The sequence below is a fragment of the Geobacter sp. AOG1 genome (assembly GCF_019972315.1).
Classification (GTDB): Bacteria; Desulfobacterota; Desulfuromonadia; order Geobacterales; family Geobacteraceae; genus Geomobilimonas.
The window spans coordinates 2,883,199-2,901,110 of the sequence record NZ_BLIZ01000001.1 but is presented as its reverse complement, the minus strand read 5'-3'; the positions used below and the strand labels follow the sequence as shown (position 1 = coordinate 2,901,110).

At 61.8% G+C, this 17,912-nt stretch carries 6 protein-coding genes; all 6 read right to left on the bottom strand.

The window, feature by feature from the left end; all coding sequences use genetic code 11:
- Window positions 1–20: 20 nt before the first annotated feature.
- On the bottom strand, window positions 21–6,959 hold the full coding sequence (locus LDN04_RS13145; protein WP_223911386.1) for a type I polyketide synthase: 6,939 nt from the start codon (window positions 6,957–6,959) through the stop codon (window positions 21–23).
- A gap of 3 nt (window positions 6,960–6,962) precedes the next feature.
- Window positions 6,963–13,445, bottom strand: a complete 6,483-nt coding sequence (locus tag LDN04_RS13140) for a type I polyketide synthase (RefSeq protein WP_223913392.1) — start codon at window positions 13,443–13,445, stop codon at window positions 6,963–6,965.
- 2 nt (window positions 13,446–13,447) lie between these two features.
- On the bottom strand, window positions 13,448–15,106 hold the full coding sequence (locus LDN04_RS13135; RefSeq protein WP_223911383.1) for a PfaD family polyunsaturated fatty acid/polyketide biosynthesis protein: 1,659 nt from the start codon (window positions 15,104–15,106) through the stop codon (window positions 13,448–13,450).
- A gap of 531 nt (window positions 15,107–15,637) precedes the next feature.
- Complete coding sequence (locus LDN04_RS13130; RefSeq protein ID WP_223911380.1) at window positions 15,638–16,852, bottom strand: cache domain-containing protein; 1,215 nt, start codon at window positions 16,850–16,852, stop codon at window positions 15,638–15,640.
- Window positions 16,853–16,868: 16 nt separating this feature from the next.
- Window positions 16,869–17,450: a hypothetical protein gene (locus LDN04_RS13125; RefSeq protein WP_223911377.1), complete on the bottom strand. Its 582-nt coding sequence runs from the start codon at window positions 17,448–17,450 to the stop codon at window positions 16,869–16,871.
- 16 nt (window positions 17,451–17,466) lie between these two features.
- A complete protein-coding gene (locus LDN04_RS13120; RefSeq protein WP_223911374.1) occupies window positions 17,467–17,847 on the bottom strand; it encodes a roadblock/LC7 domain-containing protein in 381 nt (126 codons plus the stop codon).
- Window positions 17,848–17,912 lie beyond the last annotated feature (65 nt).

Sequence of the window (17,912 nt, the reverse complement as noted above, 5' to 3'; positions counted from 1 at the left end):
CTTTCGAAGAGCCAACAAAGTTAGCGCTCAAATGTGGCGTCATGCTGCAGCGTAAAATCGTTCATCTGGTAGATCACCTTCCCATCCACCGACAGGAACCCGTCGGCGGTGAGTATCCGCTCTCGTTCATCCACGGCGGTGATCCACGCATGGACCGTCACCAGGTTGTTTGTCGGTACGATCTGTCCCCGGTAGAGCCAGCGGTGACGCCTTGCCGGGGCAACGGCGGCCAGGACTGTCCCTTCCTGCCATCCCCACCGTTCCACCGTGGCTAACTTGAGGAGTTGGAGGAACGATTCCAGTCCCAGAGAGCCGGGGGTGACCGGATCCTGATAGAAGTGGGCCTTGAAGAACCACTCGTCCGGAACGACCTCCTTGAGTCCCCGCAGGTAGCCAAGCCCTGCCGGACCGCCGTCCGGCACATACTGCTCAACCCAGTCGATCATCCGGAGCTGTTTCTCAGGGTAAGGGGGGAGAACTGGATAGGGGAGATTCCTGCCGCGTGCCGTCTCATCTGCCGTCGGCATATAGATGGCCGCATCCCGGATTCCCACCTGGTTGGCAAGGGCCTCGCGGGAAAAGAAGCCGAACATGGTCTCCCCTTCATAGAGGATTCCCAGCCCGTCCGCTACGCTGAAGTCAAACTCCTGGATGATCATCCCGCCGCTGGTGGCGGCCTTTGTCATGGTTGCCGTGGCGGTCAGGGTGCCGCTGTCCGGGGTAACCGGCCGATGCTGCAGAGCACTTCCCCCGAGGTTGCGGAAGGAGATGTCGGTGGGGGAGGTGAGGGCCGAACCGACGTATGCCGCCAGCCAGCCACAGGGCTGGAGGGCAGCCTCAAGCAGGATGGAGAAGGGCATGCGTGGCTGACGGTCGGCGGTAAAGTACCAGGCATCGGCCGGTACGTCGTACTGGGCCTCGGCCATGGCGCCGGCAACCATCTGCCATGGCTCTCCACGCACGGCGGTGACCCGATCCATGAATTGGAAGGGGGGGCCGGGGAGACGGGCGATCTTCCGTTCGCTGTCGAATATCCGGTAGGGTTCGCCGAACCCTTCGGAAGGCTTGCCATTGCTGTAAGCGAGGATCTGTTCCTTGGTATAGATGGCGGGCTTCTTTCCACCAGGCACCGTAGAGACATTGTATGCGGCGTCTCTACCGGCAACGGTCCTACCCCGCCACAGGGCGAGCAGATGTTCTTTTGTCGTCCCCACCAGGCGGACCGACATGTTGGTGATCTCCACGATCGGTTTGCCGTCGGCATACATGAGGGCGTCCACAATGGCATACGGCTCGGGGCGGTATCCCAGTTCCCGGATGCTCACCTCGTAGGCGGCGATCTTCGTCGTTTCCAGCACCTGCCCCCGGCAGCGGAGTTGGCTCGCAATCCCCGGAACCGGCTCCCATGCCGCCTCGTCGCACTCCGCCACCCATCCCATACGGAGGAGGAAGATGCGCAGGGTGTGCATGCAGCACTCGTACATGAGGGTGCCGGGCATGACCCGGTCATCGACGAAATGGCAGGTGAGGAACCAGTCGTCGGGGCGGATGTCGGCTTCGGCGCGGATGATCCCCATGCCGTAGCGTCCGCCGGCGGGATCAAGCTCCATGACCCGGTGGACCAGTTCCATCCTGCCGCCGGGGATGGTAAGGGGGCGAACTACCGGGAGGTCGGCGAAGGGGCTTCCAAAGCAGCCGGCCAGCTCACCCTTCCGGAGTCGGTCCAGCTGCCCGGCATCGTAGCTTTCCCGTACCATGGGGACCAGCGCTTCCCAGTCGGCGGGACGTATGCCGGTACGGGGGCGGAGGTCGAGGGAGGGCCGGACGATCCCCTTGCCCGCTTCCAGTTCTGCAGCGGAAAAGAAGCCGGCACAGCCGTCCCGCATGGTGAGGAGCGGCTCGCCGTTCACCGTGGCGTCGAAGAGAAAGCGGAAGAGGTGGGTTTCGCCCTGGCGGAAGAAACGCTCGATCCGGATGTCGTAGTGGATGGTCTCCCCCGGACCGGGGAGCCCGCGGTGGAAGGTCACCACTGCGTCGAGGAGGCGGTAGACCGCCATTCCCCGGGTTATGAAGTCGATTCCCAGGTAGCCGGAAAGGAAGAGGTCCGCCTGACCCGCTTCCACGGCGATACAGGTGGGTATCCGGTTGCCGTCCAGGTACCAAGCGTTGGGGTGGATGTCGTGCTCAGTGACCACCCGTCCGTTGGTCATGGATTTCGCCTTCCCCTCCACCGTGACGATCCGGTCGACAAGCATGAGGGGTTCGTCGGGGAGCCGCACCCGGGTCGGGAAGCTGTCGGCTTCGGCGAAATCCGGGCCGAGCATCCGCCCCACACTCCCCCGGGCGAATTCGAGGCACATCTCCCGCGTGAAGGCGACGTTTGCGGCCGGAGGTGGAGGTGCATACGGCTGTGCCCCGGCAACGGCACAATCCCCCGTGGCCCCGGCACCTTCAATGACCTGCTGGATGGAGAGCTGGAACGCTATGGTGTCCGCCATGGTCCTGGCCAGACCGTCGCTGAAGTTCAAATAGGCCTCGTGTGCCTTGGTGCGTGCCTCCTGGGCGGCGGCAAATTCCTCGAACACCGGTTGAAGTGCATCCTGCATGAACGGAACGGAAGCGGATGCGCGAGGTGGTGCAGCAGGTCTTGTCACCGTTGGAGCCGGCTCTCTGGCGGTTGCCGCATCCTTGGGCAGAGACGTCGCTGGCTGGGGACGGCGGATGGGGAGAGATGGCTGAAACGGCGCACCACCTGTCCGGACACGAATGAGGTGATCCGGTCGCGAGGTCTGAACCTGCAGCGGCTGTGCCGTATAGAGGGGGGCGAGGTCCACCGGCACCCGCTCCGCTGCCAGGTTCCCCAAAAGGCGCAGGACGGAGGATACCGTGTCCTGGCCCGAAAAACAGGCCGACCGGGCAAGGTGGGGGCGGCCGTCGAGGATACGGCCGATCATCCGGCTGCATGAGCTTCCCGGCCCCATTTCGAGGAAAATCCGGATGCCGTCATCGTAGGCAGATTCGATGACAGCGGGGTAATCGATGCCATCGAGAGCCTGGGCGAGGATGGAGTCGGCGGCGCTCTCCCGGTTCAGTTCGTAGGAACGCCCCTTTGCGCCGCTGTAGAAGGTGATCCCCCGCGGTGGCACGGTCGGGAAAAGATGCAGCTCCCGATAGGGGGCTGCATCCTCCTGTGCTACCTCGCAGTGAACCGTGGTGACCCCGTGCAGCGGAAAGAACCTGCAGCCGAGCATGGCGACGAGCCGCTTGACCCCTTTGGCGTCGCCGCCGATGACACACTCATCGGGGGTGTTGACGATGAGGAGGTAGACGCGGGCCGTGGAGCGAAGGGCCTGGCGGACTTCGCGGGCGGAGGCTTCCACCACGCCGATACTCCAGTCGACGGCGGCTCCCTCTTTCAGCTTCCAGGCCCGCTGGGCCGCGCGGCACTCACCGGCAAGATCACGGGTGAAGAGGGTTGACGCCTGCATCCGCGACAGCATGCCATCCCGGTCGCGCCAGGCGCCCATGGCGAACAGGGCGGCCGATTCGCCGAGGCTGTAACCGATGGCCGCGGCCGGTTGAATGCCGAAGCTGCGGACAACATCGCTGACTGCGCAGCCGGTGGCTACCTGGCCGAAGATGACGGCACGGTGGTCGTCTATTTCTGCGGAGAGCGGCCCGTTCCAGAAGAGCTCAGGCTGGAACTGACGCCGGAGGTTGAGGTTGTCCCGGTCCTGATGCCGGAATACCTCGGGCCAGCGGGCGGAGAGTTCCAGTGCCATGCCGTGGTAGTGGTTCCCCGAACCAGGGAAGATGAAGGCGATCTTCCCGTCGTTCCCCAGCGGGGTCGGGGAGTAAAACAACCGGTCACGGAGGAGTGGGGAGAGGGTGGAAACGATGCTGCCGGAAGCGAGGGTCTGATTCCCCTGGTGAATGAGCGCAGTGAGTTCCTCCCGGTTTCGGGCGACCAGTGCCAGGGCAAGCACGCCGGCTGGAGTGGCTGCTTCACGGCCGTGCCATTCACGGGCCGGGACGGAGAGGTTCGAGTTGTTGTTTTCCCGGATGTTGTGTGCCAATAGTTCAAGTTTTTGTTTAATCTCTTCCGGAGTGTTTCCCGTCAGGGTAAAGAGAAATTCGGTCCCCAGGTCGACGGGGGTGATACGCTCCGGTTCGGCGTTGCCGGTTCTGTTTTCCCATCCCTCGAGGACAACGTGGCAACAGGTGCCGTCAACTCCGAAGGTGCTGATGCCAGCTCGCCGCGGTCCGTCGGCCCGGTTGCGGAGCCAGTAGCGGGGGGTGGGGGGGAGATAGAACGGACTGTTGCCGGCGAGGCCGGGAAGGGGATTTTCCACGCCGCGGCAGGGGGGGATGATCTCCTGGTGAAGGGCGATGCACCCCCGGATGAAGGAGGCGAAACCGGAGGCGGCCCCGGTCTGGCCAATGTCGCCCGCCACGCTGGAGAGGGCGCAGGAACGTTCAGGAAGGTGCAGTTCTCCGAAGAATGTCTCCAGAGCCTGGGCTTCCATTCGGTCCTCGACCGGGTTGCCGCTACTATGGGCTTCCAGCAGGCCGACCGTCGATGGCGCAACACCGGCATCGGCGTAGGCCCGTTCCAGGGCGTGCCGATAGGTGCTTACGCCGGGAGTCACCGTATCACCGCCGGCGGACCCGACCCCGCGAATGACCGCGTAGATGCGATCTCCATCCCGTTCGGCATCTTCGAGCCGCTTGAGGACGACCGCCGCCGCGCCTTCGCCGATAATGCCTCCATCGGCATGGGTGTCGAAGGGGAGACCCCGACCGGAGAGTGAGTAAGGACGTACTCCGTGCTGTCCGAGGACCGCGCGCAGGTCACCTGCAAGATCGACGGCACCTACGAGCGCCTTGTCGATTTCCCCTGCCTGAAGAAGCCGAGTAGCAGCTTCCAGTGCCCGGATACCGGAATTTTCCTCGTTCGAAAGGGTGAAGCTGGGGCCGCCAACCCGGAATTCACGTGCGATACGGCTTGCCACCACGCTTCCGAGCGCCCCCATGGTCCTGTTGGCAGTAAGGGGCGGCCCGGCAGCATCGCGAAGCGACGCGGTCCATTCGGCCGCCTCTTCGGGCTGAAGATCGTCGTGACTCAGTTCCTTCCCCCACTCCGTCGATCTTTCGGCAAGGGACCAGCGGAAGCTGAAGTTGGTCGAATTGAGATCGAGGGCGATACCGATGAATACCCCGGCGTGGAGATTGTCCTCACGGTTCATACCCGCATCGGTCAGGGCCCCCGCAGCCGCATTGAGCATGAGAAGCTGCTGGGGAAGCATCTCCTCGATCTCCCGCGGCGGTATCCGGAACTGTTCTGCGGCAACCGCCACGTCGTCCTGAAAGTAGCCGTTGAAAGGGGTCCGGTGATAGCCTTCCTCCCGGAACCAGGAACTCTCTTCCGCACCCCACCACCTGCGGGAGGGGACGGCGACGGGCATCCTGTCGGAATCGCCGCCGAGGACCCGCTCCTGGAAGGCACGGAGTGACTGCCAAGGTCCGAAGCGTGCATCCATGCCGACAACGGCAATGGGTGGGCGAGGTGGTGGCGTGGAGGAGACCGAAGCGCGAAGGGAATCTCCCGTGCCGGGCAGCCATTCCTCCACGAGCAGGTGGGCATTGATGCCGCCGAAGCCGAATGCGCTGACCGCCGCCCGCCGGGGGATACCGTCGCCTCGACGGTGCCAGGGGGTACTGCCGGTCAGGACGCGAAACGGTGAGTTTTCAAGGTCCATTGCCGGCTGGGGGGCTGTGAAGCCGGCAGTCGGGGGGAGCGTTCCCTCTGCCATGGCGAGAAGGACCTTCGTCAGGGCGGCAGCGCCGGCGGCGGTGAGGAGGTGACCGATGTTGGACTTGACCGAGCCGATGACGCAACGCTCTGCCGCTGGCGGGGTTTCCCCCCAGAGCTCCCGGAGGCTGGCCACTTCGGTTGCATCCCCGACAGGCGTCCCGGTGGCATGGCACTCGATGAGATCCACGTCGCCGGGATTCCATCCCGCCGTTTCATAGGCGGCGCGCATGGCACGCAGCTGTCCTTCGGACATGGGGGCGAGCAGGCTTCCCCCCACATCGTTGGCAAGCCCGATCCCCCGGATGACGCCGTAGATCCTGTCACCATGGGCCAGGGCATCCTCGGTTCTCTTGAGAAGGAACAGGCCGGCACCTTCGCCGACCACGAGACCATCGCCGGCGGCATCGAAGGGGGAACAGATGCCCCGCTTGGAAAGGGCGCGCAGCTGGGAGAAGCCCATTTGGGTGTAGAGGGGATCGGGGCGGGAAAGACCGCCGGTCAGCATTGCGTCGGCCCGGCCGGCAAGGAGTTCGTCGGCGGCGAGCTTGATGGCGTAAAGAGAAGAGGCACAGGCGGCGTCGAGGGTGCAACTCCCCCCTCCGAGACCGAGGGCATGGGCGAGAATGCCGGCGGGAAGGCCGGCGACGTAGCGGTTGAGGGGTTCGGTCGCTGTATGGTCGCGAGACTTGCCGAGAAGTTTCTCTTCGAACGTCCTTCCCAGCCACTGGCGGGTCAAGGCAGCGGACTTCTCGCTCGGCAGGGCCAGGTTGCCGATGATGACGCCAACACGGGTACGGTCGAGTTGATCCGTGATACCGTCTTCGAACGCCCGTTTTCCCGCATGGAGCAGGAGATGAAACTGGGGATCAAGGCCGGCTAGGAGCTCCCGGTCGATGGAGAGGCCGTCCAGCTCCGACGGGGGGGGGAGTTCGTCTATGAAGCAGCCGCGCCGCGAATAAACGCGGTCCGGTGCGCCCACTTCCTCCCCGAAGGCAGCGTCGGCGGAGAGAAGCCATCTCCCCGGGGGGACGTCCCGCATAGCGCTGCAGCTAGTGCGGATATTGTTCCAGAAACGTTCGAGATCCGGTGCATCGGGAAAGATGCCTCCTATCCCGACGATCGCCACTGATGGAGCATGCTGCATAGGTCAGGCGGCTCCCCGTTCCTGCGATAGCTGGTTACGCTGGAAAGCGCGCTCCAGAGAGGGATCTATGACGCATTCGTACCCTTCCAGCCGAGCGACGAGTTTTCCCGAATGACGATCCAGAAACTCCATGTCGGCAGTGGCACCGTGTTCGCGTTCGGCGGTCACACGAATGACGACCTGGACACCCTCTTCGGGAAAGGCTTCCTGGAACTGCCGGTAGCGGCCGGCATAACAAGGAAGGGAACCGGCTCCGAAGCGCTCGAAACTCCAGAGAATCATGAGCTGGAATGCGCTGTCGATAACCAGGGGATCGGTGAGCCAGGCGCTCCGGAGTGGGTGTTTCATCCAGCTTGATGGGGGGGGCGCGATTTTGACGGAAGCGGCAATCCCCTTAGCCGAGCAGCCGTCGACCTGCTCGATGCCGTGCAGGTCGGGGCCGTGGAACAGCCGTTCCCGGTCGTACAGTTTGCCATTATGAAGGGCGTAGGGGGTCGTGGGGAGCTCGATGATGGATCTGATTCCCTCGGTGAGCCGTGTCGCCAGGACGATCTCGGCCCGTGCATTGAGGACCGTCTGCCCGTTTTTGCCCGTGCTGTGGAGCTCGACCGGTACCAGATGGAACGATTCACGCTTTTCGGCGCGCCCTGCCATGAGCTGAATGGTGCAGGGGGTCGACTGGTCGAAGACGACCCCCTTGCAGATGCGCAGGTCGTTGAAACCATGGAAACGGAAGCCCGGATTGCCGTGGAGCGCACCGTGGGCCAGCCACTCCACGATCACTGCCATGGGGAGGACCGCCTTGCCGTCGAGGACGTGGGAGCGGAGGAAGGGGTAGTCATCCACGGTCAGGGTAAGGGTCAGCGCTTCGGTGAGGTTCTTCGAACGTACTGCGGTCTGGACGGTTGCCGGCGAACCAGGAGCCGTAGCAAGGGCGACTACCTCGACCGGGCCGTCCGATGCGGCGATTTCCCTGACGAGAAAATCTCCCCCTTCTGCAAGGCCGATGAGACCGATCCCCTCGCCGGTAAAGACCTTTTTGAGGGCCGGTGTCACCATGCCGCCGTCCCAGGGGCCCCAGTTGATGCTCACCGTCCGGCAGGCCGGTCGGCGCCGCATTTCCACCTGGGCGAGCTTGTTGAGTACCTCGTTGGCGACCGCGTAGTCCACCTGACCGGTCCGTCCGAAGCGGCCTGTGGTCGAGGAGAAGAGGGCGATGAAACGGAGGCTGTCATCACGGGTAGCGGCCAGAAGGGCACGGAGTCCGTCAACCTTGGTGCCGTAGACGGCAGTGAACTGCTCTCGCGACTTGTCGACGATGAGACGGTCGGCCAGTACCCCCGCACCGTGGACGATTCCCCGAACCGGCCCGTATTCCCGGCGGATTTCCTCGATAACGGCACCGACTGCCGCCCCGTCACGGATGTCCACTGAGCGGTAGAGTGCCCGGCCCCCTGCCGCCTCGATCCTGGCCATGGTGGCGGAGAGCTCACGGCCGGCAATCACCGTCCGGAAGCGTTCCTCGATCTCCCGGGGATGGAGTTTTCCCCCTGCCTGCTCCAGAATGGCCCGCTTGATACGCGGCTCTTCCGTGAGGTTCAGGAGCCACTCCGGCTCCGTTGACGGTGCCGCACTTCTTCCCAGGATGAGAAGAACCGGCTGGCATGCTTCAGCAAAAGCGATTGCCGCCGCTGCCGTCACACCCCTCCCGCCGCCGGTTATGACGACCAAATCCCCCTTGTCGACGGGGATTGCTGACGGAACCGGGGCTGCCGGCAAATTGGTCAGGGCGAGGGTTGAACGGCCTTCGGGGGTAAGTCCCACCTCCAGCGGTCCGGAGCGGAAAAGTTCATCGGCAACGGCGCAGGCTGCCGCTGCCGGATCGGCGAACTGACCCAGGTCGATGGCCCTGCAGGCAACTTCCGGCCATTCGTGACTGGCAGTCTTGGCGAGTCCGGCAAGTCCGCCGGAGAGCGGATCGGAAAGTTGCCCGTCCGGCGCGGCACCGAACGCGCCATCGAGACGCGATATGGTTGCAAAGAGAGCACCTCCTGCGGTTCCCGCCTGACGCAGGGCCGGCGCGGCACCTTGCAGAAGGAGAAATGCCTCTTCGAGGAACAGGTCGTCGGTTCCCAGGAACGGAGCGGTTACGACCAGTCCCGATAGAAGAGCTGGGGAGTGGAGAGACTGCTCGTGGGTAGAGACCAGGCGGGAGGTGACCCCGCGATCACGGAGGATGGCGCAGAGCTCTGTCGTAAAGGGAGAACCGTCGTCGACAACCCAGAATTCTCCTCCGGCCGCCACTGATATGGTTGAATCGTTCGTGTCCAGGGGGACCGGGACAATGGTGCTTCGCCCGATGGGAGATACGGAGAGAGCGGGTTTCGCAGCGTCTGCCGGTACGCCGGTGTCGGCAACGGGCGTGACCGGGAGAGAACTTGGCTCGGACGCCGGTGCGGCACCCGCACCCAGGTGGCGGGCGATCTCTCCCAGGGTGCGAAGGGACCCCAGGTGTTCAGGGCCGATGGCCGGTGCGCCGGGGAGGCGTTCCTGGAGAGTGGAGAGGATCTCGACCCGTTTGATGGAGTCGATCCCCAGATCCGCATCCATCCCCATCTCCAGGTCGAGCATCTCGACGGGATAGCCGGTCTTCTCGCTCACCACCGCCAGCAGGGTTTCGGCGACATTGTTCACGGTAGCCGGTGCAGGAACAGCCGCAGCTACCGGTGCGGCACCCGCACCCAGGTGGCGGGCGATCTCTCCCAGGGTGCGAAGGGACCCCAGGTGTTCAGGGCCGATGGCCGGTGCGCCGGGGAGGCGTTCCTGGAGAGTGGAGAGGATCTCGACCCGTTTGATGGAGTCGATCCCCAGATCCGCATCCATCCCCATCTCCAGGTCAAGCATCTCGACGGGATAGCCGGTCTTCTCGCTCACCACCGCCAGCAGGGTTTCGGCGACATTGTTCACGGTAGCCGGTGCAGGAACAGCCGCAGCTACCGGTGCGGCACCCGCACCCAGGTGGCGGGCAATCTCTCCCAGGGTGCGGAGGGACCCCAGGTGTTCAGGGCCGATGGCCGGTGCGCCGGGGAGGCGTTCCTGGAGAGTGGAGAGGATCTCGACCCGTTTGATGGAGTCGATCCCCAGATCCGCATCCATCCCCATCTCCAGGTCGAGCATCTCGACGGGATAGCCGGTCTTCTCGCTTACCACCGCCAGCAGGGTTTCGGCCACCCGGTTGCTGGAAGTGGCGGGAGCTGTAACCGGCATGGCGACCGGTGAGGGGACCGCTTCGGAGACAGGGGGGGATGCCGGCATCACCACGGGGGGAGGTGTAACCATGGTGGTCGGTTGGACGGGAACGAACGGTGCAGCCGGAGCGACGATTCCTCCCATAAGAATCTGGCGCTGGCTTTCCAGAAGCGTCTGGAAGGTTCTGCTCGCCGTTTCCTGCCCTTCCAGGAACCGGCGGTGGAGCATGGCGGTCTCCTCCTGCATCTTCTGCAGCAGTACCATGCTTTCACGGGTGACCCGGAGCGATTCGGCAAGCATTCCCTGGGGAACTGCTGAAGTTGCCGATGGAACGGCCGCAAGGGGGGGTGCAGTGGCGTGGGGTGCGGGTGATGCGCTAGCGACAGCAGGCTTCGGCGCCACCGGCGGGCGTGCAGGCTTGGGCTGCATGTAGTTGGCGCCGCAGAGCGGAATGGTCATGGCCGGTTTTTTTGTTGTGGACGATACCGGGGGTCGGTACGTTTCGTCCCAAGCGGTAAGCCGTACGCCGTAACCGAGGACGGCAAGCTGGGCCAGGGCGCGTGCCAGATCGGCTATGCCGGCGCGTCTGCCGGAGGAGGCATCGATGGCAACGGCGACATGGTCGCGCTCGCCGAGGATCCCGTCGATCAGTCCGGATAGGCGGGCGCCGGGACCGACTTCGACGAAGGTCCGGATGCCGGCGGCATACATTGCCTCGATTTCCGCGACAAATTCCACCGGGCGGGCCAGTTGGCCGGCGAGGAGCTCTTTCGCAGCAGCAGGATCGGCGGGGTAGGGAGCTGCTGTGGTGTTGGCATAGACCGGAAGATTACCGGGAGAGAGGTCGATGTCTGCCAGCTCGGTCAGGAATGGTGCGGCGGCATCGGCGACCAGGGCGCTATGGAAGGCGGCAGCCACCGGCAACCGCTTGCATGTGAGTTTGCGGGCGGCGAAAATGGTCGCGGCCCGGTCGATTTCGGCGCTGCTGCCGGACAGCACGGCCTGGGCCGGGGCATTCCGGTTGGCAATGACAAGATCGATTTTTTCCTCGGCGAGTATCTGCTCTATTGTTGCCAGGGGGGCGGGAACGGCCAGCATTCCCCCCTTGTCGCCGGCGCCGGCGCCCATGAGGCGGCCACGCAGGCGGGAAAGGCCATGGAGTGCAGATTCGTCGAAGCGACCGCCGGCGCAGAGGGCGGTCAGTTCACCGTAACTGTGCCCGGCCACCGCCTCGGGGGCGAGGCCGAATGATTCCAGTATCCGCAGGGCACCGAGGCTCACCGCGCCGATGGCGGGCTGGGCTGCTTCGGTTGCGCGCAAAACTTCCTCTTGCCGTTCCCGTGCCGCCGGATCGAATGCCGGAATCGGGTAGATCCTGTCCGACAGGCGCATGCCGTCCGAAAACACTAGCCCCGCATCCGCGGCGGTCAGGCTGTCGATCATCTGGGGGAAACGGCAGGCGAGATCGCGAAGCATGCCGGTATACTGGGAACCCTGGCCGGGGAACACCATCCCCAGTTTGCACGGCATGGTCCGGGAAAAATAGGCGCCGTCCGGAGTATTCCAGCGTTCGGCGGCATTCTTGCGGAGCATGGCCTGGGCGTTGGCGCAGAGTCCGGTAAGGTTTGTCCTGTCCCGCTCGACGACCAACGCCAGCCGACAGGGGGCGCTGCCGTCGAAGGTGGCACGTGCTGCGGCAGCCCGACCACGGAGCTCTTTCCAGGGCATGTCGGCCGGCAGCGCACCGACTGCCGTTTCCAGGGTCGACACATCGGCACCGGAAAACGGGAAGATCTGGGTGTCGCCGTCCCAGTCGACGGTGTCCTTTTTCGGGCGGTACTCTTCCAGAACCGTATGGAAATTTGAACCGCCGAAGCCGAAGGCACTTACCGCCGCACGGCGGGGACCACCGGCCCGGGGAAGCCAAGGGCGCTTTTCGGTAGGGATGTAAAAAGGGGTCGGCCCCGAGGTCACTTCGTCCAGCGGTTTTTCAACCTTGATGGTGGGTGGGATGACCTTGTGGTGCAGGGCGAGTGCTGCCTTGATGAGTCCCGCCGCGCCGGCCGCCGCTTTGGTGTGGCCGATCTGGGATTTGACGGAGCCGAGCGCGCACCAGGGGGTGTCAGCTTCGCCGTAGACCTGGCGCAGCGCGGAGACTTCCACGGCATCACCGACCTTGGTACCGGTGCCGTGCGCCTCGATCAGTTCGATGCTCTCCGGAGTGACGTCGGCCTGCCGGTACGCGTTAAGGAGCGCTTTCTTCTGGCCGGCGGCACTGGGTGCGTAGATGGCATCCCCCTTGCCGTCGCTGGAAGAGCCGATGCCGCGAATCACCGCGTAGATCCTGTCACCGTCTCGCTCTGCATCGGCCAGCCGCTTGATGACAACGATCCCCAACCCTTCGCCGAGAATGGTGCCGTCGCCGCTTGCATCAAACGGTTTTGCGTTGCCGCTCGGGGAGAGGGCGGGAGTCTTGCTGAAGCACATGTACATGAAGATGTCGTTGAAGGTGTCGACCCCGCCGGTCACCACCATGTCGACCTTGCCGGAGTCCAGTTCCATGGATGCTAGATGGAGAGCGCTGAGCGAACTGGCGCAGGCCGCATCCACGACACAGTTGGTTCCGCCGAGGTCGTATTGCTTGCTTATCCTCCCCGCAACCACGTTGCCGAGGAGCCCGGGGAAGGAATTCTCCTGCCAGGATACATAGGAGTCGGAGATGCGCTGAACTGCATCCTCGGCGACGGCATCATCAACCCCGGCATCTTTCATGGCCTTTTTCCAGATGGGATGCCCCAGTCTGGCCCCCAGGGGGATCACTAGTTCGAGAGTACCGGTAACGCCGAGGATGACGCTGACCCGGTTCCGGTCGAACTCCTTTTCCGGTCCGTAGCCGGCGTCTTTCAGGGCCTGACCGGTGGCAACCAGCCCGAGAAGCTGGGATGTATCGATCGCTTCCATGGTATTGGGGGGAATATTGAACTCGATGGGGTTGAACGGAAAGGGAGAGAGGAAGCCCCCCCGTTTCCCATAGGTATGGTCGGCGGTCTTGGGGTCGGGGTCGTGGTAATCCGTCGTGCGCCAATGGGTCGAGGGGATGTCGGTGATGGCATCGATTCCTTCACGGATGTTTGCCCAGTAGGTACTCTGGTCTTCAGCCCCGGGAAAGAGACAGCCGATGCCGATAATGGCCAGCGGGGATCCGCCGGTAGTGATTTCCGGTTTTCCTTCTTCCATATTCACCTTAGGTACTCCTTGATCTGTTCAAGTTCGAGCGGTTCCGTCCGTAAGGCTTCGGGGGGGAGTTGTATGCCTTGACTCCGGAGAAAGTTGATACGGGTGAAAACAGCTGCACCGTAAAGTATGTTGAGAGCGACGGAAACAGTCGCACGGCGCTCGGGACTTTCCAGGTACGTACCGGCTACCCACTCGTTGAAGGCTCCCATGGCGGGCCCGCACCATACCTGGTAGTCGATTTTGCGGGACGGCTCGCCGTCTTTGGCCCAGTGGGCCGCCTGCCCGAGATACCACCGGAAGACCAGGGCCATCCGATGTTTCGGGTCACGGTCTCCCCGTTCGGCCTGGCGTGGGTCCCGCTGCTGGAAATAGGCACGGGTGTCGCGCCATATGTCGGTCAGCGGGGCGAGGAAAAGGGTCTTTTCCAGCTTTTCCCGTTCGGGTGCGGGAATATCCTCCATACAGCCGTAACTCCGGTACAGTTCATATAGTTTGGCGGCCCGCATGGGGAACATGGTTCCCCGCTTGAGAACCTGTACCGTCACTCCCATTTCGAACATGTCGGCTGCGGGGGCCATGGCCACGTCCGCCTGGCGGGTACCGGCGAGCATTTCCCGTACCTGGCGAGAGGTGCCCGATTCGATGCACGCCTGATGAACGGAACCGGTCATTATATAAGCGGCACCCATTGCAAAGGCAGCTGCAGCGGCCGCTGGCGTCGAAATTCCGCCGGCAAGGCCCACCCGGAGCCTGCAGTCGTAACCGTGCTGTCGTTCGAGACGGGCGGCCAGAGATTGTATGGTGGGGAAAAGGGCGATGGCCGGACGGTTGTCTGTGTGTCCGCCCGAATCCGCTTCGGCGGTTATTTCCCGGGCCAGGGGGACCTGCGCGGCGAGTTCGGCCTGTTCGCTGGTGAGCTCACCGCCGGCGACCAGTTCGCGTAAAAACGATTCGGGAGCTGGGGAGAAAAATTTGGCAGCCATCTCTTCCCGGGAAATCTTGGCAATGATCCGGTTTGGCGTGACGATGGTACCATCGTCACGGCGATGGATGCCGTGGAGGCTGTAGCGGACGAGGGGCAGAGTCAGACTGAGGAAGGCCGATGCTTCCAGAAGCTGTACGCCCCTCTGCAGGTAAAGATCGGCAAGGGCCTGTTCCAGATCCGGCTCATGGGGGGAATGAATCAGGTTGACGCCGTAGGGAACACCGCTTTTGGCGAGTCGGTCAACGGCTTTCTCAACGTCTAAGTAAGGGAGGCCGGCGGCGCCGAAGAAGCCGAGCATCCCGGCACGTCCGAGTTCCTCGACCATGGCGGCAGAACTTATCCCCTTTGCCATGGAACCGCCAAGGTAGGGGTAACGAATCCCAAGGTCGGCACAGAACCCAGTGTCGCCCAAGTTTTCCGGTAGGCAGGGGGGAGCATACCCCAGCAAGGGGAGGGAACCCGGCTGCTCTCCGTCGAATCCGGCTGTTCCGCTGGTCTGCATGACGACTGTTCTTTCGCCGGCCACCAGGTACACCGGCAGGCGGACCTTGCGAAGCGCCGTTTCACTATCCTCTGTCGGTAGGAGAGAAAGGGGAGATGCAGGACGCCACCATCCGAGGCCGATATGCCCGGTGGACTGACTTGCACTTGTGCCCCTCTGCTGAAACTGATCCAACGATATCTCCCGTCTTTATGGACATTTTTGATGCGAAGTGTTGTGGACTGCTGGGATGCGGATTTACATACGGACAGGGTAGAGTGGGGGGATGCCCGACATGCGGTTTTTCGGTGACGGAACGAAGCAGGGGAGTGGACGCATCACCGGCACCGAGTTTAACAGATGATTTTTAGCCGAATTTTGCAATAAATGCAAGACAAGAACGCGACGAAGTTTATCATCTACTGTGAACCTTTGATTTATGTGATTGTAGAACGAACATGCTCTGAATCAAGGATGCAGGAAGGGAAAGAGAAATCGATGAATGGCAACTCGAAGCAAGACTGTATCCAGCCCTAATCCTTTGGTTCTGTTGATTACACTGTTCTGGTTTTATGCCGTCTGCAGGGGGAACGGTACTCCTTCCCCGGGGGTGTTTTCCAGATTATTGCGCACGCCACGGATGTATGTACCGGGCGTTGCCCAAGGCTGGTGAAGATCTGCGCTGGGGGAACGGGCGGTGATGTCGTGGTTTGGGAACGGATGTGTTTACCTGCCCCGACGATTCAGTATTTCCATCGATTTTTTAAGGCTTACCCGCATCCGTTCGAAGGAACGGATCAACATGCCGATCTCATCGGTACGATTGGTTTCGAGGTTCTTGTCCACATTCCCCATGCTTATGTCGATGGCGGCTTCCGACAGTTCGATGAGGGGAGTGATAATTTCTGTCTTGAGATGGCGGTAGGTAAAGATGAACGATACGGCGAAGAGCATGAGTCCGGCAATGAGCAGGATGAGGAGGGTCAGTCTCTCGTGGCGGACCTGCTCCTGGATATTGCTGAGCACCATGACCACGCCAACCTTTTTTCCGGTCATATCGCGCAGGGGGAAAGCACCTTTCATAAGGTTCTTTCCCTCAAATGCGACGGTACCGAGGAAGGTCGGACCCTTGACAGCGTGCGCCTCCTCCTCGTTGAAAACCTTATTGGCGATAAATGCCCGGTTGTCAAAGGTTGTGCTTACCAGGGCATACCCTTTGAGATCGTCCCAATCGTCCTTCTGCCCGATGGTCAGGCGTGTTTTCCGGTAGCTCTTTTCGTCAAGGAGCGATTTGTCGATGATCACCGCCACATCACTCCCCGTTTCCTTTTTGACGATCTGGTCAAAGTGATCTATTTCCTCGCCGAATTCCACATACCCGATGCGACTGCCGTTGTCGATATATGGCGCCACGACCCGCAGGGCGAAGGCCGTTTGCCCCAGCTCCAGGCCGCTTGACACGGCTCCGGTCTCTTTTGCCTTGAGAAACGTGAGGCGGTTGATTGTGTCGCCGAAGAGTTCCGGCTTGTGGACGCGAAGAAAACAGGTACCGTCGTTATCGATGAAATAGAAATGGGTTATACTGAATTTGTCGTGATTGGTCTTGTAGAGGTTTTCAGCGGCCTTGGTGAGTAACGCCCGATCATGCCGGGCATAGAGCTGCTTGTAGGTCGGATCGTTCATGAACGTGTTGAGGGCCGCCGAGAGCATCTTTGTGTCGTTCGTCAGGATGCTGTTGTAGATCCCTTGGGTATTCCGGATGGTCTGCTGTGCGTTTATGCGCAGATTCTGCTGGAAGAAGTAAATGACGATGGCGGCGAAGACGACGACAATGAGGACCTGGATTCCCAGGATTTTCCCCCGTATGCTGGTGTGTAACTGCTCTTTTATGAGGGTTTTCGGCATTTCAGTGCCGGTCGGGGTAATTCTCTTTCCTGTCACGGTGTTGAACCCTCCCTTATGAAAGTATCGTTATGGATTCATTGATAAATTCTGTTTTTCCGACAGTGCTCTCAATTTCGTCTTTCAGGAGGTCAACCAGGTCGACAAGATCATCATCGTCTTTGAACGCCGCGGTCCCCAGTTTTTTGAGAATTTCTTCGAAAAGGTACTCTCCAACCGGCCCAACCTGACGGATAAAGGCGATTTTCAGTTTATCCATGCGCTCCGTCAGGTTCTTTACAACATCAGGATTGACGGATATCGTGGCGGATTCGGCAAGGAGAATTTCCAGTTTCGGTTTGGCCACATTAAGGGAGATAGTAAGTAGCGACATGTTTATGTCGTTCGTACACAACAGGGCAAGGAAACCTCCCCGCAGCATTCTGGTGATGATCATTCCGTTCTGGTAGCGCATCTCCAGCAGTTCTGGCGTGTCTGCCGTGGATGACTGGCGGATGGTGCCGGAGATGGTTGTTGCTATTTTCCGTATGTGCTCTCCATCGAAGAGAGGTGGAAACGCATGGACCGTCTTTTCGCCATCGACTGTGCTGACCAGGCTGCCGATAACGCCTTCGACCTTGTTAATATTTTGCAGCATATCCCGCATAATGCTTCTATCTCCCTGTCGCGAGTATTTTGCTGATAGCGGCTTCCACCAGTGCCAGTCTGATATCTTTAGTGACGAAAATATGAAGATACTGGTTATCTAAGGCGTAGACGAGCATGCGCCCATTGTGGTCATGAACGGCCACACTCTTTGTTTCACCCACGCCCATTGTTTTACCCGCCAGGATAGCTCCATCGATAAACACTTTGCCCCGGGTAGCTAGTGACCGCCCGATGTCGCTCTGGTCGTCGAGCGGTACGCCATTTTTGTCGGACACGATGGCCTGGATTACGCCGGGGACCTTCAGCAGTCTATCCAGGAGTTGACGTAGTACAGGCGGGGAGGCATTTCCCATGCTTTCGGGTTGGTGTGAATTCTGCTCGGCCACGGATAAGACCTCCCGGAAGAGAAAAGCTACACTAGGAACAAGGTCAATAGTGCATATTGCACGAT

What these genes read in the sequence shown, in the direction of transcription:
- LDN04_RS13145 (WP_223911386.1), bottom strand. Translation starts at nt 6,959, where the DNA reads ATGCAGCATGCTCCATCAGTGGCGATCGTCGGGATAGGAGGCATCTTT.
- LDN04_RS13140 (WP_223913392.1), bottom strand. Translation starts at nt 13,445, where the DNA reads ATGGAAGAAGGAAAACCGGAAATCACTACCGGCGGATCCCCGCTGGCC.
- LDN04_RS13125 (WP_223911377.1), bottom strand. Translation starts at nt 17,450, where the DNA reads ATGCTGCAAAATATTAACAAGGTCGAAGGCGTTATCGGCAGCCTGGTC.